Annotated in this window: 23 protein-coding genes and 1 pseudogene; 9 read left to right on the top strand and 15 right to left on the bottom strand. The window is 74.1% G+C overall.

All coding sequences use genetic code 11. The features are described from left to right. Positions 1-17: 17 nt before the first annotated feature. Positions 18-1,232 carry a pyridoxal phosphate-dependent aminotransferase gene (locus AB0Q99_RS24305; protein WP_363575104.1) on the bottom strand — a complete coding sequence of 405 codons (1,215 nt, stop codon included), beginning with the start codon at positions 1,230-1,232 and terminating at the stop codon, positions 18-20. A gap of 97 nt (positions 1,233-1,329) precedes the next feature. Between AB0Q99_RS24305 and AB0Q99_RS24300 the strand changes: the two are divergent. Then, positions 1,330-1,683 (top strand): annotated as a pseudogene (locus tag AB0Q99_RS24300) (helix-turn-helix domain-containing protein); the annotation flags it as partial. Positions 1,684-1,901: 218 nt separating this feature from the next. Further along, positions 1,902-2,687: an SGNH/GDSL hydrolase family protein gene (locus tag AB0Q99_RS24295; protein ID WP_363575102.1), complete on the top strand. Its 786-nt coding sequence runs from the start codon at positions 1,902-1,904 to the stop codon at positions 2,685-2,687. Between the two features lie 39 nt (positions 2,688-2,726). On the opposite strand, the gene AB0Q99_RS24290 is transcribed toward AB0Q99_RS24295, so the two are convergent. Next, on the bottom strand, positions 2,727-3,380 hold the full coding sequence (locus tag AB0Q99_RS24290; RefSeq protein WP_363575100.1) for a GNAT family N-acetyltransferase: 654 nt from the start codon (positions 3,378-3,380) through the stop codon (positions 2,727-2,729). A 128-nt stretch (positions 3,381-3,508) separates the two neighbouring features. Between AB0Q99_RS24290 and AB0Q99_RS24285 the strand changes: the two genes are divergently transcribed. Next, positions 3,509-4,441, top strand: a complete 933-nt coding sequence (locus AB0Q99_RS24285) for a pentapeptide repeat-containing protein (protein WP_363575098.1) — start codon at positions 3,509-3,511, stop codon at positions 4,439-4,441. A 43-nt stretch (positions 4,442-4,484) separates the two neighbouring features. On the opposite strand, the gene AB0Q99_RS24280 is transcribed toward AB0Q99_RS24285, so the two are convergent. The 4 genes from AB0Q99_RS24280 to AB0Q99_RS24265 form a co-directional block, all read right to left on the bottom strand. Further along, positions 4,485-5,045 carry a DUF664 domain-containing protein gene (locus AB0Q99_RS24280; protein WP_363575096.1) on the bottom strand — a complete coding sequence of 187 codons (561 nt, stop codon included), beginning with the start codon at positions 5,043-5,045 and terminating at the stop codon, positions 4,485-4,487. A 156-nt stretch (positions 5,046-5,201) separates the two neighbouring features. Continuing rightward, positions 5,202-5,936, bottom strand: a complete 735-nt coding sequence (locus tag AB0Q99_RS24275) for a tyrosine-protein phosphatase (protein WP_363575094.1) — start codon at positions 5,934-5,936, stop codon at positions 5,202-5,204. A 10-nt stretch (positions 5,937-5,946) separates the two neighbouring features. Next, the gene (locus tag AB0Q99_RS24270) at positions 5,947-6,588 is read right to left on the bottom strand and encodes a TetR family transcriptional regulator (protein ID WP_363575092.1); all 642 of its coding nucleotides are present in this window, start codon (positions 6,586-6,588) and stop codon (positions 5,947-5,949) included. A gap of 89 nt (positions 6,589-6,677) precedes the next feature. Then, entirely contained in the window at positions 6,678-7,595 is a 918-nt protein-coding gene (locus tag AB0Q99_RS24265) for an aminoglycoside phosphotransferase family protein (protein ID WP_363575090.1), read from the bottom strand. Between the two features lie 74 nt (positions 7,596-7,669). Between AB0Q99_RS24265 and AB0Q99_RS24260 the strand changes: the two genes are divergently transcribed. After that, positions 7,670-8,248, top strand: a complete 579-nt coding sequence (locus tag AB0Q99_RS24260; protein WP_363575088.1) for a hypothetical protein — start codon at positions 7,670-7,672, stop codon at positions 8,246-8,248. Here AB0Q99_RS24260 and AB0Q99_RS24255 read toward each other — a convergent pair. Further along, on the bottom strand, positions 8,235-8,627 hold the full coding sequence (locus tag AB0Q99_RS24255) for a PPOX class F420-dependent oxidoreductase (RefSeq protein WP_363575086.1): 393 nt from the start codon (positions 8,625-8,627) through the stop codon (positions 8,235-8,237). The genes AB0Q99_RS24260 and AB0Q99_RS24255 overlap by 14 nt on opposite strands. A 167-nt stretch (positions 8,628-8,794) precedes the next feature. On the opposite strand from AB0Q99_RS24255, the gene AB0Q99_RS24250 reads away from it, so the two are divergent. Continuing rightward, on the top strand, positions 8,795-11,278 hold the full coding sequence (locus tag AB0Q99_RS24250; RefSeq protein WP_363575085.1) for a Tex family protein: 2,484 nt from the start codon (positions 8,795-8,797) through the stop codon (positions 11,276-11,278). Between the two features lie 90 nt (positions 11,279-11,368). Here the strand turns inward: AB0Q99_RS24250 and AB0Q99_RS24245 are convergent, their stop codons facing one another. The 6 genes from AB0Q99_RS24245 to AB0Q99_RS24220 all read right to left on the bottom strand — a co-directional run bounded on the left by AB0Q99_RS24245 (position 11,369) and on the right by AB0Q99_RS24220 (position 16,772). After that, a complete protein-coding gene (locus AB0Q99_RS24245) occupies positions 11,369-11,809 on the bottom strand; it encodes an SHOCT domain-containing protein (RefSeq protein WP_363575083.1) in 441 nt (146 codons plus the stop codon). 108 nt (positions 11,810-11,917) lie between these two features. Beyond that, a complete protein-coding gene (locus AB0Q99_RS24240; protein WP_363575081.1) occupies positions 11,918-12,502 on the bottom strand; it encodes an NUDIX domain-containing protein in 585 nt (194 codons plus the stop codon). Further along, positions 12,499-13,659 carry a type III polyketide synthase gene (locus AB0Q99_RS24235; RefSeq protein ID WP_363575079.1) on the bottom strand — a complete coding sequence of 387 codons (1,161 nt, stop codon included), beginning with the start codon at positions 13,657-13,659 and terminating at the stop codon, positions 12,499-12,501. Before AB0Q99_RS24235 ends, AB0Q99_RS24240 begins: the two co-directional genes overlap by 4 nt. Positions 13,660-13,780: 121 nt before the next feature. After that, positions 13,781-14,986 carry a cytochrome P450 gene (locus AB0Q99_RS24230; RefSeq protein WP_363575077.1) on the bottom strand — a complete coding sequence of 402 codons (1,206 nt, stop codon included), beginning with the start codon at positions 14,984-14,986 and terminating at the stop codon, positions 13,781-13,783. A gap of 185 nt (positions 14,987-15,171) precedes the next feature. Continuing rightward, on the bottom strand, positions 15,172-15,876 hold the full coding sequence (locus tag AB0Q99_RS24225; RefSeq protein WP_363575138.1) for a response regulator transcription factor: 705 nt from the start codon (positions 15,874-15,876) through the stop codon (positions 15,172-15,174). A 26-nt stretch (positions 15,877-15,902) separates the two neighbouring features. Then, the gene (locus AB0Q99_RS24220) at positions 15,903-16,772 is read right to left on the bottom strand and encodes a histidine kinase (protein ID WP_363575075.1); all 870 of its coding nucleotides are present in this window, start codon (positions 16,770-16,772) and stop codon (positions 15,903-15,905) included. A 118-nt stretch (positions 16,773-16,890) separates the two neighbouring features. Here AB0Q99_RS24220 and AB0Q99_RS24215 point away from each other — a divergent pair, with 118 nt between their 5' ends. The 4 genes from AB0Q99_RS24215 (at position 16,891) to AB0Q99_RS24200 (ending at position 21,693) form a co-directional block, all read left to right on the top strand. Further along, the gene (locus AB0Q99_RS24215) at positions 16,891-17,616 is read left to right on the top strand and encodes an ABC transporter ATP-binding protein (RefSeq protein WP_363575073.1); all 726 of its coding nucleotides are present in this window, start codon (positions 16,891-16,893) and stop codon (positions 17,614-17,616) included. Beyond that, positions 17,613-19,922 (top strand): ABC transporter permease, encoded by a 2,310-nt coding sequence (locus AB0Q99_RS24210; RefSeq protein ID WP_363575071.1) that lies wholly within the window; start codon positions 17,613-17,615, stop codon positions 19,920-19,922. Before AB0Q99_RS24215 ends, AB0Q99_RS24210 begins: the two co-directional genes overlap by 4 nt. 127 nt (positions 19,923-20,049) lie before the next feature. Continuing rightward, positions 20,050-20,985 (top strand): hydroxymethylbilane synthase, encoded by a 936-nt coding sequence (gene hemC / locus AB0Q99_RS24205; RefSeq protein ID WP_363575069.1) that lies wholly within the window; start codon positions 20,050-20,052, stop codon positions 20,983-20,985. Positions 20,986-21,156: 171 nt separating this feature from the next. After that, positions 21,157-21,693 carry a hypothetical protein gene (locus tag AB0Q99_RS24200; protein WP_363575068.1) on the top strand — a complete coding sequence of 179 codons (537 nt, stop codon included), beginning with the start codon at positions 21,157-21,159 and terminating at the stop codon, positions 21,691-21,693. Between the two features lie 336 nt (positions 21,694-22,029). On the opposite strand, the gene AB0Q99_RS24195 is transcribed toward AB0Q99_RS24200, so the two are convergent. Next, positions 22,030-23,460 (bottom strand): SDR family NAD(P)-dependent oxidoreductase, encoded by a 1,431-nt coding sequence (locus AB0Q99_RS24195; RefSeq protein ID WP_363575066.1) that lies wholly within the window; start codon positions 23,458-23,460, stop codon positions 22,030-22,032. Positions 23,461-23,582: 122 nt separating this feature from the next. After that, on the bottom strand, positions 23,583-25,103 hold the full coding sequence (locus AB0Q99_RS24190; RefSeq protein WP_363575064.1) for a carbohydrate binding domain-containing protein: 1,521 nt from the start codon (positions 25,101-25,103) through the stop codon (positions 23,583-23,585). Positions 25,104-25,247: the final 144 nt, after the last annotated feature.

Raw genomic sequence — 25,247 nt, 5'->3', positions numbered from 1 at the left:
GCCCGCGACCCTATGCGTCAGCTCTGCCGGTACGTCGCCAGGAAGCGGCCGATCCGGTTGATCGCCGTCTCCAGGTCGTCGGCCCGGGGCAGGGTGACGAAGCGGAAGTGGTCCGGGCGGGGCCAGTTGAAGCCGGTGCCCTGGACGACGTGGATCTTCTCGCGCAGCAGCAGGTCCAGCACGAACTGCTCGTCGTCGACGATCCGGTGCACCGCCGGGTCCAGCTTGGCGAAGGCGTACAGGGCGCCCTTGGGCTTGACGCAGCTGACGCCGGGGATCTCGTTGAGCGCCCGGACCGCGATGTCCCGTTGCTCGGTGAGCCGGCCGCCGGGCAGCACCAGGTCGTTGATGGACTGGTGCCCGCCGAGCGCGGCCTGGACGGCGTACTGGGCGGGCACGTTGGGGCACAGCCGCATGCCGGAGAGCATGGTGAGGCCCTCCAGGTAGTCGGTGGCGTGCTGCTTGGGGCCGGAGACGACCAGCCAGCCGCTGCGGAAGCCGGCCACCCGGTAGGCCTTGGAGAGGCCGTTGAAGGTGAGGGTGAGCACGTCGTCGGCGAGCGCGGCCAGGCAGTGGTGCTCGGTGCCGTCGTAGAGGATCTTGTCGTAGATCTCGTCGGCCAGGACCATCAGCTGGTGGCGGCGGGCCAGGTCGAGGATGCCCTCCAGCAGTTCCTTCGGGTAGACCGCGCCGGTGGGGTTGTTGGGGTTGATGACGACGATCGCCTTGGTGCGGGCGGTGATCTTGGCGGCGATGTCGTCCAGGTCCGGGTACCACTCGGCCTCTTCGTCGCACAGGTAGTGCACGGCCTTGCCGCCGGCCAGCCGGACCACGGCCGTCCAGAGCGGGTAGTCGGGCATCGGCACGAGCACCTCGTCGCCGTCGTCCACCAGCGCGGTGACGGCCATCTGGATCAGCTCGGAGACGCCGTTGCCGAGGTAGACGTCGTTGACGGTGACGCCCTGGACCCCGCGCTGCTGGTAGTACTGCACCACCGCGCGGCGGGCCGGCAGGATGCCGCGCGAGTCGCTGTAGCCGTGCGCCTTGGGCAGGTTGCGGATGATGTCCTGGATGATCTCCTCGGGCGCCTCGAAGCCGAACGGGGCGGGGTTGCCGGTGTTCAGCCGCAGCACGGTGTGCCCGGCCTCCTCCAGGGCGTTGGCCTGGTCGACCACCGGGCCGCGGATCTCGTAGCACACGTCATTGAGCTTGCTGGACTGTCGAAACTCCATCTGCGGCCTCCCGACCGTCACCACCGCTCCGCTGCTTCCGCTTTGTTCTACCAAGTTGGCACTTGGAAAGTCCAACCTCTTGGCTATGCTGATCCACATGTCACGCCGAAGCTACGACCAGTACTGCGCCGTCGCCCGCGCCCTGGACGCGGTGGGGGAGCGCTGGAGCCTCCTGATCGCCCGTGAACTCCTCGGCGGTCCGCGCCGCTACACCGACCTGCACGCCGACCTGCCCGGGGTCTCCACCGACATCCTGGCCGCCCGGCTCAAGCAGCTGGAGGGCGAGGGGCTGGTCACCCGGCGGCGGCTGGAGCGCCCGGCCAACGCCACGGTCTACGAACTGACCGAGCGCGGCCGCGAACTGCGGCCGGTCGTCGAGGCGCTGGGGGAGTGGGGCCTGGCCGCCCTCGGCGAGCAGCGGCCCACCGACGCCGTGCGCGAGCACTGGTTCACGCCCCGCAAGGCGGGGGACGAACCGGCGGTCGCCGCGGGCTGACGCTCCACCGGCGAGGCGCAACCGGCGGTCCGGCGGTCCGGGCGGTCCGGGCGGTTCGACGCTTCGGGCCGGCGACGAGCGCGGTGGCGGGGGCCCTCCCCACCGGGCCGCGCAGGCGCACACGTACGATCGTCGGACCGCGACACCGTCCCAGGAGAGCGGAGGCCCGTTCCGTGCCCACCACCCACCGCGGCTACGCCGACTACGTCGCCCTCGGTGACTCCTTCACCGAAGGCATGTGCGACGACCTGCTGCCCGACGGCCACTACCGGGGCTGGGCCGACCGGGTCGCCTCGGCGCTGGCGGCGGAACGTGCGGACGGGGACTTCCGGTACGCCAACCTCGCCGTCCGCGGCAAGCTCATCGGCCAGATCCACGACGAACAGCTCGCCCCCGCCGCCGCCATGGGCGCCGACCTGGTCACCCTGGCCGGCGGCCTCAACGACGTGCTGCGCCCCGGCTGCGACATCGACCGGGTCGAGCGGCTGCTCGGGGACTGCGCCCGCGAACTGCGGGCCACCGGCGCCACCGTCGTCCTGTTCACCAGCACCGACCCCACCCGCCGGCTCGCCGGCAGCGCCCGGCTGCTGCCCACCATCCTGCGGATGAAGGCCTTCGTGCAGGAGCTGGGCGCCCAGGACGGCTTCGCCGTGGTCGACCTCTTCTCCGCGCCCTGCTTCGACGACCGCCGACTGTGGGCCGAGGACCGGCTGCACCTCTCCCCGGAGGGGCACCGGCGGGTCGCCGAAGGCGTGTTGGAGGCGCTCGGCCGCCCCGCCTCCTTCGACTGGCGCGCCCCGCTGCCGGTGGGCGCCCCGCCCGGCCGCGCCGAACGCCTGCGCGCCGACGCCCGCTGGCTGGGCACCCACCTCGGGCCGTGGATCGGTCGTCGGCTGACCGGCCGCTCCTCCGGGGACGGCCGTCCCCCGAAGCGGGCCGAGCTGCTGCCGTACCGCTGAGCTCCGGCGGGCCGTTGCGCGGTGGGCTCCGGCGGGCCGTTACTCGGTGGGCCGCGGCTCCAGGACCAGGCTCGCCATCGGGGCGTGCGTGGTCCAGCCGAGCGCCGTGTAGAGCGCCCGTCCCTCCGGGGTGCCGACCAGCACGCCGGTGCGCGCGCCCCGCTCGTACGCGGCGGACTGCAGCGTCCGCATCACCAGGGCGCCCAGGCCCCGGCGGCGGAACGCGGGCGCGGTGGTGATCTGGTCCGGGACCGCCACCGGCCCGGCCAGGCCGGCCTGGCCGCGCGCCGCGAGCTGCCCGGCCCCGTCGCGCACCAGCACCCGGAGCACGCCGCCGCGCTCCCAGGTGGTCACGGTGAAGCCGGCCGGGGCCACGGGCCGATCGGGGGCGAGCGGGACGCTCATCAGGAAGCCCGGTACGTCCGGCCGCCACCGCGGGCCCAGCCAGGGGCGCACGGTGGCGTCCTCGGCGAACAGCTTCAGCCAGGTGGCCGGCGCGGTGGTGTCCTCGGCGATCTTGCGGACCTCGGCCTCGGTCGGCTCGGGCAGCACGTGCCGGCCCACCTCCCCGGCCGGCGCGCCGACGTCGATGGTCCAGCCCCAGGGCTGGTCCACCGGTTCGGCGGCTCCGCGCGAGACGACCCAGCCCGAGATCCACCGTCGGACCAGTTCCCTGGTGTCCGGCTCCGGCATGACGCCCACTCCCCACGTGTAATGGTCTCTGATGCATTGAGTACCTTACCGGCGGGTCGGGGGGTCTGCCCAGTAGGATTTCCGGGTTCACGGCGTCGCCCGGCGCCCGGCTGGAAGGACCCCGGAACGTGCGCGAGACCGAGCCGCCGCAGGACCCCTCGGCGGCCGCGCCGACCCCGCTCCGGGCCGACTGCGGCAGCTGCTTCGGGCTCTGCTGCGTCGCCCTGCCGTTCGCGGCCGGCAGCGACTTCGCGGTGAACAAGGCGGCGGGCACCCCCTGCCGCAACCTGCGGACCGACTTCGGCTGCGGCATCCACGCGCGGCTGCGCGACAGCGGCTTCCAGGGCTGCACCGTCTACGACTGCTTCGGCGCCGGGCAGCGGGTCTCCCAGGTGACCTTCGGCGGCCGCAGCTGGCGGGAGGAGCCGGACAGCGCCGGGCCGATGTTCGAGGTGTTCCCGATCGTGCGGCAACTGCACGAACTCCTCCGGTACCTCACCGAGGCGCTCACCTTCGAGCCCGCCCGCGCCGTCCACGCCGAGCTGCGGCAGGCCCTGGCGGAGACCGACCGGCTGGCCGGCGGCACCCCCGAGGAGATCCTCGCCATCGACGTGCCCGCTCACCGGCAGCGGGTCAGCGAACTCCTGCTGCGCGCGAGCGAACTCGTCCGGGCCGCCGTCCCGCGCCGCCGCGAGCACCGTGGCGGCGACCTCTTCGGCGCCCGGCTGCGCGGCGCCGACCTGCGGGGCGCCAACCTGCGCGGGGCGCTGCTGGTGGCCGCCGACCTCTCCGGCGCCGACCTGCGGCTGGCCGACCTGATCGGCGCCGACCTGCGCGACACCGACCTGTCCGGCGCCGACCTCGGCACGGCCCTCTACCTCACCCAGGCCCAGCTGCACGCCGCCCGCGGCGACGCCGCCACCCGCCTCCCGGCCGGCCTCACCCGCCCGGCCCACTGGCCCGCCACCGCGGTGCCGGTGGCCGCACCGGCGGGCCCGACGGCGAAGCCCCGCTCCGGCCCCGGCAAGGGCGGCCGGCCGGCCCGGGGGCGTCGACGCTAGGGCCCGTCCTCAGGGCGTGGGGCCCGTCCTCAGGGCGCGCCGGTCACTGGCCCACCCGGCCGTCGACGCACTCGCGCAGCAGGTCGGCGTGCCCGCAGTGCCGGGCGTACTCCTCGACCCGGTGCACCAGCAGCTCCCGGATCGCGATGCCGTCCTTGCCGACCCGCTCGCCCAGGTCGGCGTACCCGGCCAGCGCGGCGTCGGTCGCGGCCTGTTCGCGTTCGAGGTCCCGGAACGAGGCCTCCACCAGGGCCGGTTCGGCCACCGCCCCGTCGAAGTCGGCGTCCCGTCGGCCGTACAGCTTCGGCAGCGGCTCGTCCTCGGTGAGCCAGTTGCGCCAGTCCCGTTCGACCTCGGCGAGGTGGCGGACCAGTCCGAGCAGCGACATCGTCGAGGGCGGGACCGAACGGCGGGCCAGCTGTTCGGCGTCCAGGCCCTGGCACTTCATCCGCAGGGTCAGCCGGTAGTTCGTCAGGCAGTCGTCCAGTGAACCGAGTTCGCCGTCGGGGCTGGGTCCGTCGCTGTTGCGGGGGTCGTCGTCCGGGTCGGCCCACATGTCGGGGTGGACGGTCGCCTCGGTCCATCGTGCGGGTTGTTCGGTCATACCGTGCATGGTCGTTCGTGACTGCCCCCGCCCGCCACCGGGTTATCGCCTGCGTGGGAAGTCGGGCCGGCCGACTTCCCGCGCCGTGCGCCGTCGTGTTCCGTCGTGGTCCGCCACTGGCTGTGGCGGTTCCCGGCCGCTTCCCGGCTGTTGCCCTCAGGCGGTCAGCAGCCGGGCCCGCAGGGCGTCGATCCGGTCGCGGTCGATGCCGAGGGTGCCGGTGAGGTAGCCCTCGACGGAGCCGTACCGGGCGGCGAGGTCGGCGAGGGCGAGGCGGATGACGACCTCCGGGGCGCGGCCGTAGCCCGGCCAGCGCAGGGTGCGGCCGGGGTGGGCGGCGTGCCACTCGGCGACGAAGTGCGGGGTGGCGAGTTCGGTGAGGGCGAAGTCGGCGGCGATGTCGTCCTCGGCGACGCCGAGCAGGGTGAGCAGCAGGGCGGCGATCAGCCCGGTGCGGTCCTTGCCGGAGGCGCAGTGGAAGACCACCGGGGCGTCGGCGGCGGCGATCACGTCCAGGACCTGCCGGATCTCCTTCACCCCGTCCTCGGCGACCTCGGCGAAGCGGTCGGCGAGGTAGCGCCAGGGGTCGAGCGCCGGGTCGATCTCGGCCTGGTCGTACGGGCGGTGCTCGATGGAGAGGTTGTGGTACTCGACCCCGTCGAGCTCGGGCACCCGGCCCTTGGCGGCGATCTCCCAGGGGTAGCGGAGGTCGATCACGGTCCGGACGCCGAGTGCCCGGAGCCGGTCGAGGTCGGCGGGCGAGGCGAGCTTGCCGAGCGAGTCGGAGCGGTGGAGCAGGCCCCACCGGACGGACCGCCCTCCGGCGGCCGGATAGCCGCCCAGGTCGCGGAAGTTGTGCAGGGCGTCGAACGCGTGGTGACGGGTCGTCATGTGCGGCACTCTAGCCAGCGACGGGCGGGCCGTAGCCGTGGGCGAGGTGGTCGAAGGCGCGAGTGGCGTCGCCGGCGGCCTCGGCGTGCAGGTCGTCGGCGGTGCGGCCGTCGTCCCGGATACGGCGCCAGTTGTGCAGGGCGAGGACGCGCTGGGTGGCGGTGACCTGGGCGGCGAGCAGTGCGGCGGAGAGCTCGCGCGGCTCGGGGAGGTCGGGGACCTCCGCCAGGGCGTCGGCCAGGGAGCGTTCGGCGCGGGCCACGTACTCGCCGACCCGGGCGGCCAGGCTCGGGGTGCCGTGGACGAGGGCGGTGAAGGCGAGCACGGCGGGGTGGTCGTTGAGGCCGGTGACGGGGTCGCGCCGGGTGAGGCCGGTCAGGAAGTCGCGGAGCAGGGCCTCGATCACCGGCTCCCCGGCGAGCCGGGCGCGGACGACCTGCGCCGCCTGCTCCTGGTGGTCGGCGAAGCGGTGGACGACCAGGTCCTCCTTGCTGGGGAAGTAGGAGAACAGGGTCGGCTTGGAGACCTCGGCGGCCGCCGCGACCTCCGCCACCGGCACCTGGTCGAAGCCGCGCTCCAGGAAGAGCGCGATGGCGGCCTCCGAGATGGCCCGCCGGGTCTGCTCCTTCTTGCGCTCGCGCAGTCCGCTCATGGGATGCAGGCTAACAGGGGGCCTTGACCCGGGAAGGTTCTTTACCCGGTCGTGGTGGCGCGAGAACCACGGCCAGGCCCCGGCGGGGGCTAGACGCTGCGGTCGGCGAGCACTTCGCGCACGACGTGGCGGGCGTTGGCGGCCAGGGCCGGGTCGGTGTGGCGGTAGTAGGGGATCGTCACCAGGGCGATCGAGAAGGCCCAGGCGCGGCCGCGGGCCCACATCGCGTCGTCGGCGCGCAGGGCGGCGCGGAAGGTGGGGCGGACGGCGGCGGGCAGCAGGTTCCAGGCCGCGATCAGGTCGGCGGTCGGATCGCCGACGCCCATCAGGGCGAAGTCGATGACGGCGGCGAGCCGGCCGCTCCGGGAGAGCAGCAGGTTGCCGGGGGTGAGGTCGCCGTGCATCCAGACCGGCGGTCCGGCGTAGTCGGGCACCCGGAGCGCCTTGTCCCACAGGGCGGTGGCGGCCGCGGTGTCGATCGAGCCGGCGAGCTGGGCGATGGCCGCGCGGGTCGCGCCGTCCCGGGAGGCGAGCGGGACGCTGCGGTGGCCGGCCGGGCCGTTGGTCGGATTGACGGCGCGCAGGGCGTTGACGAAGCCGGCCAGGTCACGGGCCAGCGCGTCGGGTGCGGCGAGGGCGCCGACCGCCGGGTTGACGCCGTCGATCCAGCGCAGCACCGACCACTCCCACGGGTAGCCCGCGGCGGGCCGGCCGACCGCGAGCGGGGCGGGGACGGCCAGCGGCAGCCGGGGGGCCAGGGTGGGCAGCCACTGGTGCTCCCGGCGGACGTCCCCGGCGGCCCACCCCACCCGGGGCAGCCGGACGGCGAGTTCGGGCCCGAGCCGGAACATCGCGTTGTCCGTCCCGGCGGAGCCGGCCGCGACGGCCGCGCCGACCGGCGTGATCGGAAGGCGCTCCCACTGCGGGAACTGGGCGGAGATCAACCGCCGTACCAGGGCCGCGTCGACCACCGGCTCGTCAGGGTGCATCCGGGTGGCAGCGCACATGCCCGGCAGCGTACAGCGCCGATCGTTCCCGTTCAGCCGTATTCCCCAACTGCGCGGCCCCGTAGGCTGACGACATGGTGATCAGTCAACGGACGGCGGGGGAACGCCGGGCCCTGCGCGCGGCCCTGGCCGGGCTGGCGCTGCTCGCCCTGCTGGGCGCGGTCGGACGGTTCAGCCGGCGCCCGGGCGGCCTGCTGGTGCTGCGCGACTGGCTCGACCGGCCGCTGCCGCTGTGCACCGCGGCGCTGCCCCTGCTGCTGGTGGTGCTCTACTGCGTCACCTGGCGGGCCTGGATCCGGGTGGTCCTGGGCGTCGGCGTGCTGTTGGCGGCCGCCGCGACGGTGCCGCTGTGGGTCTTCCTGGACGCCCCGCTGGTCACCGGGACCCAGCGGGCGCCGGACCGGCCGGACCGGCGGATCGTCCGGCAGGAGGAGCTCGGGATGCTCAGCACCGCCCAGCGGCTCTTCGTCGACCAGGGCACCGGCCTGACCACCCGCCGCTGGCAGATCGCCTACGCGGACTTCTCGTACCGCGACACGGTCGAGGCCGCCTGGGACGGCCCGGACCGGATCAGGCTGACCTCCGGCGGCCGGGCCACGGTGATCGACCTGGCCGCCGACGGCCGGCCCAGCGGCTCGCTCACACTGGTGTGACCCGCACCCCGATCGTGCCGCCCTTGCCGAACCGCAGCACGTTCGCGGTCAGCGCGATCGCGCACAGCAGCCCGTACTTGCGCCGCAGCAGCTTGCGGTAGGCGGGCGCCCGGACCGGGTCGAGCACGGCGGTGGCCCGGACCTGCCCACCGAGCAGGTTGCCCCGGATGTCGCTGGGGCCGACCAGCACGTCCGAGCGGTTGCGCAGGCGCTTGACCTTGCCGGTCTTCGTCACGGTGGTGAAGACCAGCGCGTCGCCGTCCCGCGCGACCCAGACCGGGGTGGGCACCGGAGTGCCGTTCCTCCGGTAGGTGGTGAACAGCAGGTACTTGGCGGCGGCGAGCCGCTCCAACTCGGCGGCAGCGTCCAGAGTGTCCATGCCCGCCAGCCTAGGCAGCGGCAACTGGGCATCGCTTGAGCCTCCTTGGGGCCGCCGTCCGGACACGCCACGCCCGGCCGCCCCGGGGGCGGCCGGGCGCCGTCGTCGGTACCTGCCAGAATGCAGGGCGTACGGCGAAAGCACTGAAGGAGAAGGTGACCGGCTTCGTGACCACGCCAGTCGAACAGGTGGCCCGGCAGGCCCAGCAGGCGATCGAGCGCAAGATCGCCGAGGAACTGGGCGTCCGCGAGGGGCAGGTGAAGGCGGCCGTCGATCTGCTCGACGGCGGCGCGACCGTCCCCTTCGTGGCCCGCTACCGCAAGGAGGTCACCGGATCCCTCGACGACGCCCAGCTGCGCGCCCTGGAGGAGCGGCTGCGCTACCTGCGCGAACTGGAGGACCGCCGGGCGGCCGTCCTGGAATCGATCGAGTCCCAGGGCAAGCTGGACGACGCGCTGCGCGCCCGCGTGCTGGCCGCCGACTCCAAGGCCCGGCTGGAGGACATCTACCTGCCGTTCAAGCCGAAGCGGCGGACCAAGGCGCAGATCGCCCGCGAGGCCGGGCTGGAGCCGCTGGCGGACACCCTGCTCGCCGATCCCTCGCAGGACCCGGCCGCGCTCGCCGCCGGCTTCCTCAACGAGTCGGTGGCGGACGCCCCGGCGGCCCTGGAGGGCGCCCGGGCGATCCTGGTCGAGCGCTTCGGCGAGGACGCCGACCTGGTCGGCTCGTTGCGCGAGCGGATGTGGACCCGCGGCCGGCTGGTCGCCACGGTCCGCGCCGGCAAGGAGCAGGAAGGCGCCAAGTTCGCCGACTACTTCGACTTCGCCGAGCCCTACACCAAGCTCCCCTCGCACCGCATCCTGGCGATGCTGCGCGGCGAGAAGGAGGAGGTGCTCGACCTCGAACTCTCGCCCTACGACGGCGAGTCCGAGGGTGACCTGCCCGGCGGGAACGACTACGAGCAGCGGATCGCCGCCCGCTTCGGCATCGCCGACCGCGGCCGCCCGGCCGACAAGTGGCTCGGCGACACCGTCCGCTGGGCCTGGCGCACCCGGATCCTGGTCCGCCTCGGCATCGACCAGCGGGCCCGGCTGCGCGCCGAGGCGGAGGAGGAGGCGGTGCGTGTCTTCGCCGCGAACCTGCGCGACCTGCTGCTCGCCGCCCCGGCCGGCACCCGCGCCACCATGGGCCTGGACCCGGGCTTCCGCACCGGCGTGAAGGTCGCCGTGGTGGACGCCACCGGCAAGGTCGTCGCGTACGACACGATCTACCCGCACCAGCCCGCCAACAAGTGGGACGCGGCCCTGCACACCCTCGCCGCGCTGGCGAAGAAGCACGACGTGGACCTGGTGGCGATCGGCAACGGCACGGCCTCCCGGGAGACCGACAAGCTCGCCGAGGACCTGATCAAGCGCCACCCGGAGCTGAAGCTCACCAAGGCGATGGTCAGCGAGGCCGGCGCCTCGGTCTACTCGGCCTCCGCGTTCGCCTCGCAGGAGCTGCCGGAGCTGGACGTGTCGATCCGCGGCGCGGTCTCGATCGCCCGCCGCCTGCAGGACCCGCTGGCCGAGCTGGTCAAGATCGATCCCAAGTCGATCGGCGTCGGCCAGTACCAGCACGACCTGAGCGAGGTGAAGCTCTCCCGCTCGCTGGACGCCGTGGTCGAGGACTGCGTCAACGCCGTCGGCGTCGACGTCAACACCGCCTCGGCGCCGCTGCTCACCCGGGTCTCCGGCATCACCGGCACGCTGGCCGACAACATCGTGGCCCACCGTGACGCCAACGGCCCGTTCCGCACCCGCAGGCAGCTGAAGGACGTCTCCCGGCTCGGCCCGAAGGCCTTCGAGCAGTGCGCGGGCTTCCTGCGCATCCCCGGCGGCGAGGACCCGCTGGACGCCTCCAGCGTGCACCCCGAGGCCTACCCGGTGGTGCGCCGGATCCTCGCCGCGACCGGAGGGGAACTGCGCGAGCTGATCGGCAACGGGGCGCGGCTGCGCGCGCTGCGCCCGGCCGACTTCGCCGACGACACCTTCGGCGTCCCGACCGTCACCGACATCCTGGGCGAGCTGGACAAGCCCGGCCGCGACCCGCGCCCGGCCTTCCGCACCGCGACCTTCAAGGAGGGCGTCGACAAGATCGGCGACCTGGAGGTCGGCATGGTGCTGGAGGGTGTGGTCACCAACGTCGCCGCCTTCGGGGCCTTCGTGGACGTGGGCGTCCACCAGGACGGGCTGGTGCACGTCTCGGCGCTGTCCAGGACCTTCGTCAAGGACCCGCGCGAGGTGGTCAAGCCCGGCGACATCGTGAAGGTCCGGGTGCTCTCGGTGGACGTGCCGCGCAAGCGGATCGGGCTCACCCTGCGGCTGGACGACGAGGTCGGGCGCGAGCGCGGGGACCGGGGAGACCGGGGCGGCGACCGTGGGGAGCGGGGCGAGCGGCAGGCCCGTCCGCCGCGCCAGGAGCGGCGCGGCGGCAGTGGCGGCGGTGGTGGCGCTCAGGGCGGGCGCGACCGGGGTGACCGCGGTGACCGGGGCGGCTCCGGCGGCGCCGCGGCGCCGGCCAACAGCGCCATGGCGGACGCGCTGCGCCGGGCCGGTCTGACCGGTGGCCGCGACGGCGGCGCGGGCGACCGGCGCTCCGGGCGGCGCTGACCTGATCCGGGCGTAGGACGGCGGGGCCGGTGGACGTGGTGTCCACCGGCCCCGCCGTGTACCGGTCACCGTGCCGGGGCACCGCTCCGGTCAGGCCAGGATCTTGGCCTTGGCCTTCTGGTACTCCTCCTCGGAGATGGCGCCCTTCTCCTTGAGGTCCGCCAGTTTCGCCAGGTCGTCGACGTGGCCGGCGCCGCCCTGGGCCGTGTCGGACGCCGCGGCGTCCCGGATGTAGGCCTTGAACGCGGCGTCGTTCTGCCGGGCCTGTTCGAGGTCGCGCTTGCCCATCGACTGCCCGCGGGCGATCAGGTACACGAGGACGCCGATCAGGGGTAGCAGGATCACCAGGATCAGCCAGCCGGCCTTGCCCCAGCCGCTGAGGTCGTGGCTGCGGAAGATGTCCGTGATGATCTTGAACAGCAGGAAGAACCAGAGGATCCAGACGAACAGCTCCAGCATCGTCCAGAAGATGTTGAGCAGCGGGTAATCGGTCGCGGCCAGCGGTGACGCGGTCAACGGAGTGGTGTCCATGAATGAGTCATATCACCACAAAACGGACACATGCCCCTGGTGTTCCGCCATTTCGGTGATCCTTCCGGGGGGCGGGAATACCTCCGTCGTGCCGTGCCGTGCCGGGCCTCAGTCCAGACCGGCCCGGCGCCGCAGCTCCACCGCCAGCCCGACCAGCTCGCCCCACCAGGCCTCGTGCCCGGTCAGCAGCAGCCGCTGCGCCTCGGCGGCCGGGACCGCCCGCACCTCGACCACCTGCTCGCCGTCCGCCGGGTTGGTCGGCGAGGAGTCCACCACGACCTCGCCCCAGCCCCACAGCCAGGCCTTCTCCGGGTGCGGCTGCCACGGCCGGTACGGCACCGGGTCGTCGGTGCGGCAGCGGTGCGCGCCCAGCCAGCCCGGCTCGCCGAGCAGCCGGGCGCCCGCCTCCTCGCGCAGCTCGCGCCGCAGGCAGAGGTCGACGCTCTCGTCCTGCTCCCGGGTGCCGCCGGGCAGGAACCAGTGGTCCCGGTCGTCCCGGCAGAGCACGACCTCGCCGTCCGCGAAGCCGACCAGGTGGATGTTGGTGACCAGTGCGTCCGGTGGCAGCTCGGTGGAGAACTGCGCGTCGTACCGCCCCCAGCTCCAGTACTGCGGCGCGTGCAACGCCGGGAAACGGGAGGCGAGTTCGGCGGCTCTGGCGGAGGCGTCGGTGCGATCCGTGGTATCGGTCATTCGGTGATCGTAGTGCCGGCCGGGAAACGGTGGGGGACGGCCGGATGGACGAGGGCGATGCCGGAGGTGGAGACGGCGCCCGGGCGGCCGGTGCGCGGCGCACCGGCCGGCGCGCCGACCCAACTCCCGAGTGAGATCTCGGCGGTGATGCCCGGTCCGAAACCGGCGATCAGTCCGGTGGTGCCCTCGGGGACGCCGCCGTCGTCGAACAGTCGGGAGAGCGCGTCGAAGACGACGGCGCTGGCGATGTTGCCGCGCTCGGTGAGCGTCGCGCGGCTGTAGCGGAAGGTGGCCGGCTCCAGGCCGAGGAGGCGGCACAGGTCGTCCAGGATGCGCGGGCCGCCGGCGTGCACGATGTAGAAGCCGAGCCCGGAGACGTCCCAGCCGTGCCGGTCGGCCAGGCCGCGCAGCGCGGGCGCGAGCAGCTCCATCGTGCCGGGCACCCGCTTGTCCAGCTGGAAGTGGAAGCCGGTCTCCTTCACCCCGTACGAGATCCAGTCCTCGGTGTCCGGGACGAGGTGCGAGCCGTTGCGCTCGATCCGCACGCCGTGGCCGCCGTGCCCGCGCATCACCACGGCGGCCACCGCGTCCCCGAACAGGCCGTTGGAGAGCAGGGAACCGACGCCGAGGTCGGTCGGCTGGTAGCAGAGCGAGCAGAACTCGCAGGCGACGATGAGCACGTTGGCGCCGGGGTAGGCGCGGCAGAAGTCGTGCGCGCGGTTGACGGCGGCGCCGCCGGCCGCGCAGCCGAGCTGGGCGATCGGCACCTGGCGGGTGTCGGAGCGGAAGCCCATGGTGTTGATCAGCCAGGCGGTCATCGACGGCATCATGAAGCCGGTGCAGGACACGTAGACCATCAGGTCGATGTCCCGGGCGGTCAACTCTGCGTGGGCCAAGGCGCGTTCGACCACCTCGGGGACGCGGCGCTTGGCCTCGCGCTCGTACACCTCGTTGCGGCGGGCGAAGCCCGGGTGGGTGAGGGTGCGCTCGATCGGCTGGACCAGGTGCCGGGTCCGCACCCCGGTGTTCTCGATCAGCCGCAGGGCCAGGCCGAGCTGGGGGTGGCCGGCGTGCAGGGTGCGGGCCAGGCCGAGGGTCTCGTCGAGGGTGATGACGTGCTCGGGTACGGCGATGGCGGGGCGGCAGAGTGTTGCCATGGGCGTGGGTCTCCCCTGGGGGGCCTGGGGGCAGGCCGGCGGATGCGTGGAACGGTACGGGCGGCGCGCGGCCACGGGCGGCCGGTGGCCGGGTGGCCGGCGGCGCGCGGCGGAGCGGCGGTTACCAGGCCACCGGCAGGGTGCGCGGGAAGCGCCAGATCGAGCCGGAGTCCCAGTCGAGTTCGGCCGGGGCGACGGCCAGCCGCAGGCCGGGGAAGCGCCGCAGCAGGGTGCCGATGGCGACCTGCAGCTCCATCCGGGCCAGGTGCGAGCCGAGGCAGTGGTGCTGGCCGTACCCGAAGGCCATGTGGGTGGGCGCGCCGCGGTCGAGGTCCAGCTCGTCGGGGCGCTCGTACACCGCCGGGTCGCGGTTGGCGGTCAGGTAGGAGACGTGCACCGCGTCGCCGGCCCGGATCTGCACCCCGCCCAGCTCGACGTCCTCGGTGGCGACCCGGGCGATGCCGACGCCCTGGCGGAACGGGATGAAGCGCAGCAGCTCCTCCAGCGCGTTCGGCAGCAGGCCCGGCTGGGCGCGGAGCTTGGCGAGCTGCTCGGGGTGGGTGAGCAGGGTGTAGGTGATGTTGCCGAGCTGGTAGGTGCTGGTGTCGTGGCCGGTGACCAGCAGGACCATCGCCATGACCGTCAGTTCGTCGGCGTCCAGCAGTTCGTCGCCGTCGCGGGCGGTGGCGAGGGCGCTGATCAGGTCCTCGCCGGGCGCGGCGCGGCGGGCCGCGGTCAGCTCGCCGAAGTAGGCGCGCAGGGCGGTCTTGGCGGCCTCCTGGCCGTCCCGGCTGCCCGGGCCCATCCGCATCATCGCGACGGCGTGGCCGCGCAGTTCGGCACGGTCCTGCTCGGGGATGTCCAGCAGCTCGCAGATGGTGGTGAGCGGGAGCCGGCCGGCCAGGAAGTGCATCAGGTCGGCGGGGGAGCCGTGTTCCGCCATCTCGTCGTAGTAGCCGTCGACGGTCCGCTGGGTGGCCGGACGCATCCGCTCGACCTGGCGGTTGGTGAAGCCCTGGGCGACCAGGCGGCGCAGCCGGTTGTGGGCGGGCGGGTCCATCAGGTTGATCGCCTCGGACTGGGCGATCGGGGCGGGCGTCATCCGCGGCAGGTCGCGGCCGATGCCCGCGGCGCGGCTGAACCGGCGATCGGTGGTGACCACCCGGACGTCCTCGTAACGGGTGGCCAGCCAGGCCTCGCCCTCGCCGTGCGGCAGCCGGATCCGGGCGACCGGGGCCTCGGTGAGCAGCCGCTTGAGGAGGGGATCGAACTCCAGGCCGTCGGTGTGGTGGAAGGGGCAGTCCCACACGGGGGGAGTGGTCGTCACGGGCCCGTCCAATGGTCTTCGTCATGCCGGGTGATGCGGCCCGAGGTGCTTCTTCCGTTCGGGCGCGGACATGCAGATGTTCCCCCATGAACTGGCAAAAAGGCGGATTCGACAGGGAGTTAGCTCTAATGAGTGAGATGGCTGATTGTCATGCGAACTATCGGTTCTATGAAGTGAGTTGGAGATCAGACCCCGCCGCCGGGAGCGACCAGCCCGGTCTCGTAGGCGAGGACCACCGCCTGCGCCCGGTCGCGCAGGTTCAGCTTGGCGAAGATCCGCGCCACGTGCGTCTTCACCGTCGACTCGCTGAGGGTGAGTTCGCGCGCCAACTCGGTGTTGGACAGCCCGCGTCCGAGCAGGGCGAGCACCTCCGCCTCGCGCGGGGTGAGCGGGGCCAGGTCGCGGTGCAGCGGCGGGCCGTCGGCGCCGGGGGCCGGGCGCGGGGCGCCTGCCGCGAAGCGCTCGACCAGGCGCCGGGTGATCGAGGGCGCGAGCAGGGCGTCCCCGGTGGCCACCAGCCGCACGGCGGCGGCGAGGTGGGCGGAGGTGACGTCCTTCAGCAGGAAGCCGCTGGCCCCGGCGGACAGGGCGGCGTAGACGTAGTGGTCCAGGTCGAAGGTGGTCAGCATGATCACCCGGCAGCCGGGCACCTGGGCGAGGATGCGGCGGGCCGCCTCCAGCCCGTCCGTGCCGGGCATCCGGATGTCGAGCAGGGCGACGTCCGGCCGGTGCAGGACGGCGGCGGCCACCGCCTCGGCGCCGTCCCCGGCCTCGGCGACGACGTCGATGCCGCGCGCGGTCAGGATCATCCGGAAGCCGGTGCGGACCAGTTCCTGGTCGTCGGCGATCACCACCCGGGGGCGGCGCTCCCGGTCCTGCTCCTCTTCCACCACGGGGCGCTCCTCCACGACGTCCGTCACGGCCGGTCCAGCGGGATGCGGGCGCGGACCCGGTAGCCGCCGCCGAGCCGGCGCCGGGCGTCCAGGTCCCCGCCGTACACGGCGACGCGCTCGCGCAGGCCGATCAGCCCGCGTCCGGCGCCGTCGGGCGGGCGCGGCGCCGGGACGGGGCCGCTGGGGGCGGGGGCAGGTCCGCCGGAGAGCACGCTGGGCCCGCTGTTGAGCACCTCGACCCGCAGGTAGTGGTCCGCGTACCGCACCGTCACCTGCGCCGTCACCCCCGTCCCGTGCTTGAGCGCGTTGGTGAGCGCCTCCTGGACGATCCGGTACGCCGTCACGTCGATCCCGGCCGGCAGCGGCCTCGGCTCGCCGGAGATCCGGACCTCGACCGGCAGCCCGGCGAAGGCGAACCGGTCGATCAGCGGGCTCAGCCGGCCCAGGCTCGGCTGCGGCGCGAACCCGTCCCCGGCCGGCTCCTCGCCGCCGTCCGCGGCGGGGGCGAGCAGGCCGAGCAGGTGCCGCAGCTCGGTCATCGCGTCCCGCCCGGCGGCCTCGACCGCGGCCATCGCCGCCGCGGCCTCCGCCGGCATGGTCGCCAGCACCTCGCGCGCCGCCCCCGCCTGGACCACCATCAGGCTCACGTTGTGGCTGACGATGTCGTGCAACTCGGCGGCGATCCGGGCCCGTTCGGCGTCCACGGCGGTCCGGGCGGCGCTCTCCCGCTCCCGCTCCAGCAGCCAGCCGCGCTCGCCGATCGCCGCCCGGTGCAGCCGCCGCGCCCGGGCCAGCGCCACGGCCGGCCAGCCGGCACCCACCGCCGCCCCGGCCACCGCGACGGCGGCCCACTCCATCCCCGTTCCCCACACGGCGTCAGCTTCGCAGGTCACACCGTGATCCACATCATCCGGGGGTGCCGGGCCGCTACATCCCCGGTACTACGGTGGTCCGCGGTTACACCCCGGGTGGGACGTGCCGGCCCGGCGCCCGCGCCTACCGTCGTCCACCATGAGCAACGACCACGACGGGACCTCCCGGCCGGACGACGCGCAGGTCGTCGTCGAGCTGTCCGGGGTCCACAAGGAGTTCGGCGACACCAAGGCCCTCGACGGCCTCGACCTGCGGATCCGGGCCGGCGAGGCGGTCGCCGTGATGGGCCCCTCCGGGTGCGGCAAGTCCACCCTGCTGAACATGGTGGCCGGACTGGACCGGCCCACCGCGGGCACCGTCCGGGTGCAGGGGCAGGACCTCGGGCGGCTGAACGAGACCGGGCTGGCACTGTTCCGCCGCCGGCACATCGGCATGATCTTCCAGTTCTTCAACCTGATCGACGACCTCCCGGCCCTCGACAACGTCGCCCTGGCCGCCCAACTGACCGGCACCACCGCCCGCCAGGCCCGCCGCCGCGCACTGGAACTGCTGGACGAACTCGGCGTCGCGCACCGCAAGGACGTCTACCCGGCCGCGCTCAGCGGCGGCGAGCGCCAGCGGGTCGCGGTGGCCCGGGCCCTGATGAACCGCCCGGCCCTGCTGCTCGCCGACGAGCCCACCGGCGCGCTGGACAGCCGCTCCGGCGAGCAGGTGATGGACCTGCTGATCGACCTCAACCAGATCGGGCAGACCCTGCTGATCGTCACCCACGACGACAACCTGGCCACCCGCTGCGCCAGCCGGCTGGTCGAGGTCGCGGACGGCCGGGTGGCGCGCGAGCGGATGCTGGAGGCGTCGTCGTGACCGGCGCCGTGTGGCGGGCCTCGCGGGCGGCCGTGAAGCGCCGCCGGGTCCAGACCGTCGTGATCGGTCTGGTCGTCTTCTGCTCCACCACGACCGTGCTGCTCGCCCTCGCGGTGATCAGCGCCGCTCGGGCACCGTTCGACGACGCCTTCGCCCAGCAGCGCGGCGCCCACGTCGTCGCCGCCTTCGACCCGGCCAGGGCCTCCGCCGAGCAGCTGGCCGCCACCGCCCACCGGCCGGGCGTCGAGGCCGCCGCCGGGCCGTTCGACCAGGCCGTGGTGGAGATCCCGACCGACTGGGTCGGCCGCCCGCCCGGAGCGCTGACCCTGGTGGGCCGGTCCGACCCGGCCGGGCCGGTGGACCGGGTGCAACTGCTGGGGGGCCGCTGGGCCACGCAGCCCGGCGAGGTGGTCGTCAACGAGCCGTTCGGGGGCTTCCCGGAGAGGTTCCTGAACGCTCCTCTCCCCATCGGCGGCGGCCGGCAGCTCACCATCGTCGGCTACGCCACCAGCATGAGCCAGAGCGCCGGCGGCTGGGTCACCCCCGAGCAGGCCGCAGCCCTGCGGCCCGTCGGCCGGCAGATGCTCTACCGGTTCTCCGACGCCTCCGGCGAGCAGCGGCTCACCTCCGCCATGGACACGGTCACCGAGGGCCTGCCGGAGGGCGCGCTCGCCAACGTGCAGTCGTACCTGGTGCTGAAGCAGGCCTTCTCGGCGGGCGCCGACGCCTACCTGCCGCTGATGACGGTCTTCGGCGTGCTCGGCCTGGTGGTCGCCGGACTGATCGTCGGGAACGTGGTGAGCGGCGCGGTGATCTCCGGATACCGGCACATCGGCGTGCTGAAGTCGATCGGCTTCACCCCGCGCCAGGTGGTCACCGTCTACCTGACGATGCTCTCGGTGCCCGCGGTCGTCGGCACCGTCCTCGGCACGGTGACCGGCTGGGTGCTGTCGCAGCCGATCCTCCAGTCCGCCTTCTCGGGGATCACGACCGGCACCGCCGTGATCGAGCCGGCCGGCTGGCTGCCCGCCGCCACCCTGGTCGGCGTCCCGCTGCTGGTCCTCCTCGCCGCGCTGATCCCGGCCTCGCGCGCCCACCGGCTCTCCGCCGCCCAGGCCATCTCGGCCGGCAGCGCCCCGCGCAACGGCCGCGGGCTGAAGATCCAGCGCCGGCTGAGCGGGACCAGGCTGCCGCGCGCCGTCAGCCTCGGCCTCGGGCAGCCCTTCGCCCGCCCCGCCCGTACCGCGCTGACCATGTCGGCGATCGTGCTCGGCGTGCTCACCGTGACCGTGACGACCGGCCTGAGCACCACCCTGACCAGGCTGGTGGACCACGCCGACGGCCACACCCACGTCAACGTGCAGACCGCCCACATGACGGGCGACAAGACCGAGCCCAGGCTCACCCCGGCCCAGACCGAGGCGATGCTGCGCGCCACCCCGGGCGCCGAACGGGTCGCCGTCCGCGAGCTGGTCCAGGTCGGGCTGGTCGGCTACCCCCAGCCGGCCTTCGCCGACTTCTACGGCGGCGACGACATCGTCGACTCCAAGCGGCTCCAGGCGGTGAGGGGCCGCGCGGCGACCGGGCCGAACGAGATCGAGGCCGGGCCGTCCTTCCTCAAGCAGCACGGGCTCAAGCTCGGCGACCGGCTCACCCTGGACCTGGACGGCCGGCACCTGACCGTCACCCTCGTCGGCGAGGAGGCCCAGGGCAACGCCCGGGCGTTCACGTCCAACGACGCCACCAGGGCCGCGCTCACCGACGACCCGCACGCGGTCGAGTACGACGTGAGGCTCGCCGAGGGCGCCGACGCCGAGGCCTACCAGCGGGCGGTCTCGGCCGCCGACCCGAGCCTCTCGCCCTCGGTGTTCGCACCCGACCCGGCCGGTCCGATCGTCGCGGTCATCAGCTTCGCCACGGTCTTCACGGTGCTGCTGTCGGTGGTCGCCGCGCTGGGCGTCTTCAACACCCTGCTGCTCACCATCCGGGAGCGCCGCCGGGACCTCGGCATGCTCAAGTCGATCGGGATGACGCCCCGGCAGGTGGTGGTGATGACGATCACCTCGGTGGCCTGGCAGGGCGCGGTCAGCGCGGTCATCGGCGTCCCGGCCGGCATCCTGGTGCACCGGCTGCTGGTCGAGAACGTCGGGAGCATCGTCTTCCCGGAGTCGCTGATCGACGTCTGGGACGCCCCGCCGCTCACCGGGCTGGCCTTCGCGGGCGTCGCGATCGCCGTCCTCGGGGCGCTCGGCCCGGCGCGGTCGGCGGCGCGGCTGCCGATCGCGGAGGTGCTGCACAACGAGTGAGGCGGGTCCGGGGGAAGGGGAGGGGGAGGGGGAGACGGGGCGGCGGTGGGGACAGGTGAGGCGGCATTATGCGCCACATGACTGACGTACCGTCAAGCGAGGCTGTGTGAAGGCCTATCATCGCGCCATGTCCACCGCTGAGCTGATCCGCATCGTCTCTCGCTCCTCGCCCATGGCGCTCGCCCAGGTCGAGCGGGTCCGCGCCGAACTCGCCGTCCTGCACCCCGCTCTGCGCACCGAGGTGGTGCCGGTCACCACCTCGGGCGACCGCTGGACCGGAGACCTCGCCCACCTGGGCGGGAAGGGCGCGTTCACCAAGGAGGTCGACGCCGCGCTGCTCGCCGGAGAGGCCGACGTCGCCGTGCACTGCCTCAAGGACGTGCCCGCCGACCGCCCGCTGCCCGCCGGTACCGTCTTCGCCGCCTACCTGCGCCGGGACGACATCCGCGACGCCCTGGTCCACCCCGGCGGCCTGACCCTCGCCGAACTCCCGCCCGGCACCCGGATCGGCACCTCCTCCGTCCGCCGCGTCGCCCAACTCGCCGCCTCCCACCCGCACCTGGAGTGCGTGCCGATCCGGGGCAACGCCAACAGCCGGCTCGCCAAGCTCGAAGCCGGGACGGTGGACGCCCTGCTGCTCGCCGTCTCCGGCCTGGAGCGGATCGGCGAGCAGGCGCGGATCACCGAGGTCCTCGGCGTCGAGGCGATGTGCCCGCCGATCGGCGCCGGGATCCTCGTCCTGCAGTGCCGCGAGGACGACACCGCGACCATCGAGGCGGTCACCACGCTCGGCCACCAGGACACCTGGCGCGAGGCGGCGGCCGAGCGGATGTTCCTGCACGTGCTGCAGGGCCACTGCAACAGCCCGATCGCCGGCTACGCCAAGGCCGAGCCGGACGGCCGCCTCTCGCTGCGCGGCCGGGTCTTCACCCCGGACGGCAAGCGCGTGCTGGACGCCCACGAGTGGGCGGGCGCGCTCGACCCGGAGGACCTGGGGACCTCGGTCGCCCTGGCGCTCAAGCGGCAGGGTGCGCAGGAGCTGATCTCCTCGATCCCGCACTGACCGGGGGCTGGGAGGGCCGGGTCGTTCAACGGGCCGTCCAACGGCCCGTGCGGCGATCCGGCCGGTGCTTCGGCCGGTGCTTCGGTCGGCGATCCGGCGGCCCGGGGCGCCCCGCGGCGATTCCCCCGCTCCGGCGAGAACCGGGCGGGGGTCCTCGGCGTCCGTTGAGGCGTGATCAGTGCGGTGCTCGGCGGGATGCCGATGTTCTGGCCCGGGCTGCTGCTCTCGCTGGCGCCCGCGGCCTTGCTGAACCGGCAGGTGGGACGGCTGCTGCGGGCCCACTGGGCGGTGGGCTTCGTGCTGCTGCTCGGGCTCGGCGGGGTGGTCGTGGCGACCCTGCTGCCGGAGGCGTTCCGGCTCTCGGAGGACGCCGTCCGGCACTGCACCGTGGCCGGCGGGCGGCCGCGCTCGCCGTACGAGCTGCTGCACGTCCGGCACATCGAGCTCAAGCTGGCGACCTACGCCCCGGTCGGCTTCGCGGCCGCCCTGGCGGGCACCCGGCGGCGGGCGGCGGTGGCGCTGCTCGCCGCGGCGGCCCTGCCGTTCGCGGTGTCGGTGCTGCACTACGCGCTGCCGGTGATCGGGCGGACCTGCGATGTGCAGGACGTCTGGGACGGCGTGCAGGGGGTCGTGCTGGGCGCGGTGGCCGGGCTGCCGGTCGGTCCGGTGGCACGGGCCCTGGCCCGCCAGTCCTGGCGCCGGGCCTGAGCGTTCCTTCCCGCCGGGCCTGGGCTTTCCTCCCCGCCGGGCTCCGCTGCTCGCCGGGGCCCTCCCGTCCGTCCTGCTGCCGCACTGCCCGTGGCGGCTGCCGTTCATCGGCCCCTCGCCCGCCGGGCTCCGGGGTCCGGTCCTCCCGGCTCTCGCCCGCTCCTCCGGCCGCCGCCGTCGCCCCCCGGCGGCCGCGTACCCGGGGCGCGCGCGAGAAGTCGGCTGGTCCGACTTCTCGCGCGGGGGCGGTCAGCCGCCCCAGGTGCTCGCGACCAGGGAGCCCGCGAGGCGTTCCGCCGCGTGAACGTCCGTGCGGCTGCTACGACACCCGGGCCGTCACCACTGCGCCACCCGGTAGTCCTTGAGGAACACCCCCGACACCGGGTCCCCGGCCTCGCCCCGGACGATCGGGTCGTAGACCCGGGCCGCGCCGTCCACGATGTCGAGCGGCGTGCGGAAGCCCTGCTCGGCCAGGTGGGCCTTCTTGGGCGCCGGGTTCTCGTCGGTGATCCAGCCGGTGTCGACGGCGCACATGTGCACGCCCCGGGTGGCGAGTTCGGCGGCGCTGGTGCGAGTGAGCATGTTGAGCGCGGCCTTCGCCATGTTGGTGTGCGGGTGCCGGGCGGTCTTGTTGCGGACCGCGAACCGGCCCTCCACCGCCGTGACGTTGACGATGTAGCGGGCGGGACGCGGGGAGGCCAGCAGCAGGGGCAGCAGCCGGTCGCAGAGCAGGGCCGGGGCCAGGGCGTTGACCAGCTGGGTCTCCAGGACTTCGGCCGGGTCGAGCGAACCGAGCGTGGCGGACCAGGAGTTGACGGGAGCGAGGTCGGGCAGCAGCCCGGCCTCGTCGGTGCCGCGGACCGGCTCGCCCGGGCTGCCCAGCCCGATCAACGCCGCGGCGCCGGACGTCGGTCGGGCATCGCCGGAGAGGGGCCGGAAGCCGGGGGCGTGGCCGATCGCCCGGCGGTCGGCGGCGGGCAGGGGGTCCTGCTCGCCGGCGACCAGCAGCGCGTACGACTCGGGCGGGCGGCGCAGCGTCTGGGCGGCGTTGTTGACGAGGATGTCGAGCGGGCGCCCGTCCGCGCGCAACCGCTCGGTCAGGCCGAGGACCTGGCGCGGGTCGCGGAGGTCGATGCCGATCACGGTGAGGCGCTCCCACCAGTGCTCGCTGCCCTCGGCGGCGCGGAAGCGCCGGACGGTGTCCTGCGGGAAGCGGCTGGTGACGATCAGCTCGGCGCCGTCGCGCAGCATCATCAGGGCGAGCTGGAAGCCGATCTTCACGCGGCCGCCGGTGAGCAGCGCGCGGCGCCCGCGCAGGTCGGTCCGCAGGGCCCGGCGCGCGGTGTTGTCGGCCGAGCAGTCCGGGCAGAGCATGTGGTAGAAGCCGTCGACCCGGCGGTAGGCCTGTTTGCAGACGTAGCACTTGCGCGGTACCAGCAGCTCGCCGACGGGCCCGCCCCCGGGCGGGAGCGGAGCGTCCTCGCGGCGGTCGCGGCCGCCGGTCGCGGTGGCGGCGAGCAGTTCGGCGTCGGCCTGCCGGACGGCGGCCCGGGCCTCCTGGCGGCGGCGCTTGCGGCTCGCCATGACGAAGGAGCCGATCTGCCGCTCGGCGTGCAGCCGGGTGCGGTCGGTCCAGGGGAGTGCCCGCAGGCGGCCGAGGGTGCGGCTGAACGCGGCGAGTTCCTCGGTGGTGATGCCCGCCGCACCGGCGGCGTCGCCGGTCGGATGGATCGTGTTGAGCTGGTCGTGGTCGTCCCGGACCGTCATGTCCGCCCCCTCGTGCCGTACAGGTGGGTGGGACAGTAGCCGACGGCCCGGGCCGATGAGATGCCAATTTCTCCGGCACCCCGCGGGCCGCGCCGGCCGCGGCCCGCGGGGCGTTCCCCGGCTCAGCCGGTGTACTGGGCGAAGAGCTTCGCGAACTCGTACGGCTGCTGGGGGATGTTGGTGCACTTGGAGAGCGAGCCGCCGGTGCACGCGTTGGCGTCCCGGGTGGCGTCCCAGAAGGCGAGCAGGCCGAGGTGGTTCTGCTGGGCGAAGGTCACCAGCTGCTGGGCGGCGGCCTGGTTGTAGACCTGGTGGTCGTCGTTCTCGCCGATCATCGGGGTGACGCCGACCATGGCCCACAGCTGGGCGTCGGTCTTCGCCGGGTAGAGCGCCTTGAGCTGCCCGAACAGCGACTGGGCGGCCTGGACGGCGGCGTTGCCGTAGTCCGTTCCGCTGCGGTAGTAGTCCATCGCCATGATGTTGACCAGGTCGGTGGTCACTCCGGCGTCGCGGGCGGACTTGACGATGGCGACGCCCTCGGCGGTCAGGCCCTCGGGCAGGACCGGCAGGGTGAAGGAGACCTTGAGGCCGGGGTGGGCCTGCTGCAGCTTGGCGAGCGCGGCGGAGCGGCGGTCGTTGGCGGCGGTGTCGGCGATCGCCGCGCCCTCGATGTCGAAGTCGACGTAGCGCAGCCCGTAGGCCTTCACCACGGCGTCGTACTCGGCGAACAGCGAGTCCACCGAGGTGCAGGCGGCGGCGAGTTCGGTGCCGCTGGCGCCGCCGAAGGAGACCTTGACGTCGCCGCCGGCCGCGCGCAGCGCGTCGATCTGGTCCTTGGCCCAACCGGTGCGCGGGTCGTAGGCGTTGAACCAGCTGGCCTTGCAGCCGACGCCGGTGACGAAGCCCATGGTGTAGCCCTTGAGGTTGCCGGCCTTGGCCAGGTCGGGCATGGACGGCGTGGGCCAGGCGCCCATGTCGATGTAGGGGGCGACCGGGAGCGCGACGTTCGGCGGCGGGGTGGTCGGCCCGCCGGTGGGAGTGCCCGTGGGGGTGCCGGTCGGGGTCGGCGTCGCCGAGGTGGGCGGCGGGGTGGTGGGGCCCCCGCCGGGGCCGGTCAGGGTGATGTCGTCGGCGAGGTAGCCGCCCTGCCCGTACCAGCCGTGCAGGTACACGGTGACGCTGGTGGTGGCCGGTCCGGTGGTGAAACTGGTGGACAGCTGCTGCCAGTTGGCGCCGCCGGGGGTCCAGGTGGCCGGGTCGGTGACGCCGCTGCCGGTGGCGCCGAGGTAGACGTACTGGCCCTGCACCCAGGCGCTGAGGCTGTAGGTGGTGTTGGGCTGGACGCTGACGGTCTGGCCGCACTGCGCGGTGTCGCTCGCGCTGACCGCCCCCTTCAGGGCGTACGTCCCGCTGTGCGCGCCGGAGTTGACGACGCTCCCGGTGCCCGCGGAACAGCTCCAGGGGCTGAGCGCGCCGCTCTCCAGGCCGCTGTTGGCGAGCAGGTTGCCGTCGGCGGCGCCGGCGTTCCCGGCGAGGACGGCCAGGCCGCCGGCGGCCAGCGCGGTGGCGGCGGCGAGGCTCAGCAGGGTGGTCCGGCGGGCGGGGCGGCGGTGCGTGGGGGTGGGCTGGGGCGCGCTGGGCATGGGGGTGCCTCTCGGGACGTGGTGAGCCGCCCGCGCCGCGAGGGGGGAGACGCGGGGCGGGCGGCGGCCTGGGGTGGTCCGGTGTGGGGGAGCGCGGTGCTGAGCATCAAACTGGACTAGACCAGCTGTGCACGTCAAGCACTT

This window comes from Kitasatospora sp. NPDC086791 (assembly GCF_040685975.1).
GTDB lineage: Bacteria > Actinomycetota > Actinomycetes > Streptomycetales > Streptomycetaceae > Kitasatospora.
Note: the sequence above shows the minus strand (reverse complement) of the source record. Positions and strands in the feature narration are given on the sequence as shown.

What these genes read in the sequence shown, in the direction of transcription:
- AB0Q99_RS24305 (WP_363575104.1), bottom strand. Translation starts at nt 1,232, where the DNA reads ATGGAGTTTCGACAGTCCAGCAAGCTCAATGACGTGTGCTACGAGATC.
- AB0Q99_RS24290 (WP_363575100.1), bottom strand. Translation starts at nt 3,380, where the DNA reads ATGCCGGAGCCGGACACCAGGGAACTGGTCCGACGGTGGATCTCGGGC.
- AB0Q99_RS24280 (WP_363575096.1), bottom strand. Translation starts at nt 5,045, where the DNA reads ATGACCGAACAACCCGCACGATGGACCGAGGCGACCGTCCACCCCGAC.
- AB0Q99_RS24275 (WP_363575094.1), bottom strand. Translation starts at nt 5,936, where the DNA reads ATGACGACCCGTCACCACGCGTTCGACGCCCTGCACAACTTCCGCGAC.
- AB0Q99_RS24270 (WP_363575092.1), bottom strand. Translation starts at nt 6,588, where the DNA reads ATGAGCGGACTGCGCGAGCGCAAGAAGGAGCAGACCCGGCGGGCCATC.
- AB0Q99_RS24265 (WP_363575090.1), bottom strand. Translation starts at nt 7,595, where the DNA reads ATGTGCGCTGCCACCCGGATGCACCCTGACGAGCCGGTGGTCGACGCG.
- AB0Q99_RS24260 (WP_363575088.1), top strand. Translation starts at nt 7,670, where the DNA reads ATGGTGATCAGTCAACGGACGGCGGGGGAACGCCGGGCCCTGCGCGCG.
- AB0Q99_RS24255 (WP_363575086.1), bottom strand. Translation starts at nt 8,627, where the DNA reads ATGGACACTCTGGACGCTGCCGCCGAGTTGGAGCGGCTCGCCGCCGCC.
- AB0Q99_RS24245 (WP_363575083.1), bottom strand. Translation starts at nt 11,809, where the DNA reads ATGGACACCACTCCGTTGACCGCGTCACCGCTGGCCGCGACCGATTAC.
- AB0Q99_RS24240 (WP_363575081.1), bottom strand. Translation starts at nt 12,502, where the DNA reads ATGACCGATACCACGGATCGCACCGACGCCTCCGCCAGAGCCGCCGAA.
- AB0Q99_RS24235 (WP_363575079.1), bottom strand. Translation starts at nt 13,659, where the DNA reads ATGGCAACACTCTGCCGCCCCGCCATCGCCGTACCCGAGCACGTCATC.
- AB0Q99_RS24215 (WP_363575073.1), top strand. Translation starts at nt 16,891, where the DNA reads ATGAGCAACGACCACGACGGGACCTCCCGGCCGGACGACGCGCAGGTC.
- hemC (WP_363575069.1), top strand. Translation starts at nt 20,050, where the DNA reads ATGTCCACCGCTGAGCTGATCCGCATCGTCTCTCGCTCCTCGCCCATG.
- AB0Q99_RS24195 (WP_363575066.1), bottom strand. Translation starts at nt 23,460, where the DNA reads ATGACGGTCCGGGACGACCACGACCAGCTCAACACGATCCATCCGACC.
- AB0Q99_RS24190 (WP_363575064.1), bottom strand. Translation starts at nt 25,103, where the DNA reads ATGCCCAGCGCGCCCCAGCCCACCCCCACGCACCGCCGCCCCGCCCGC.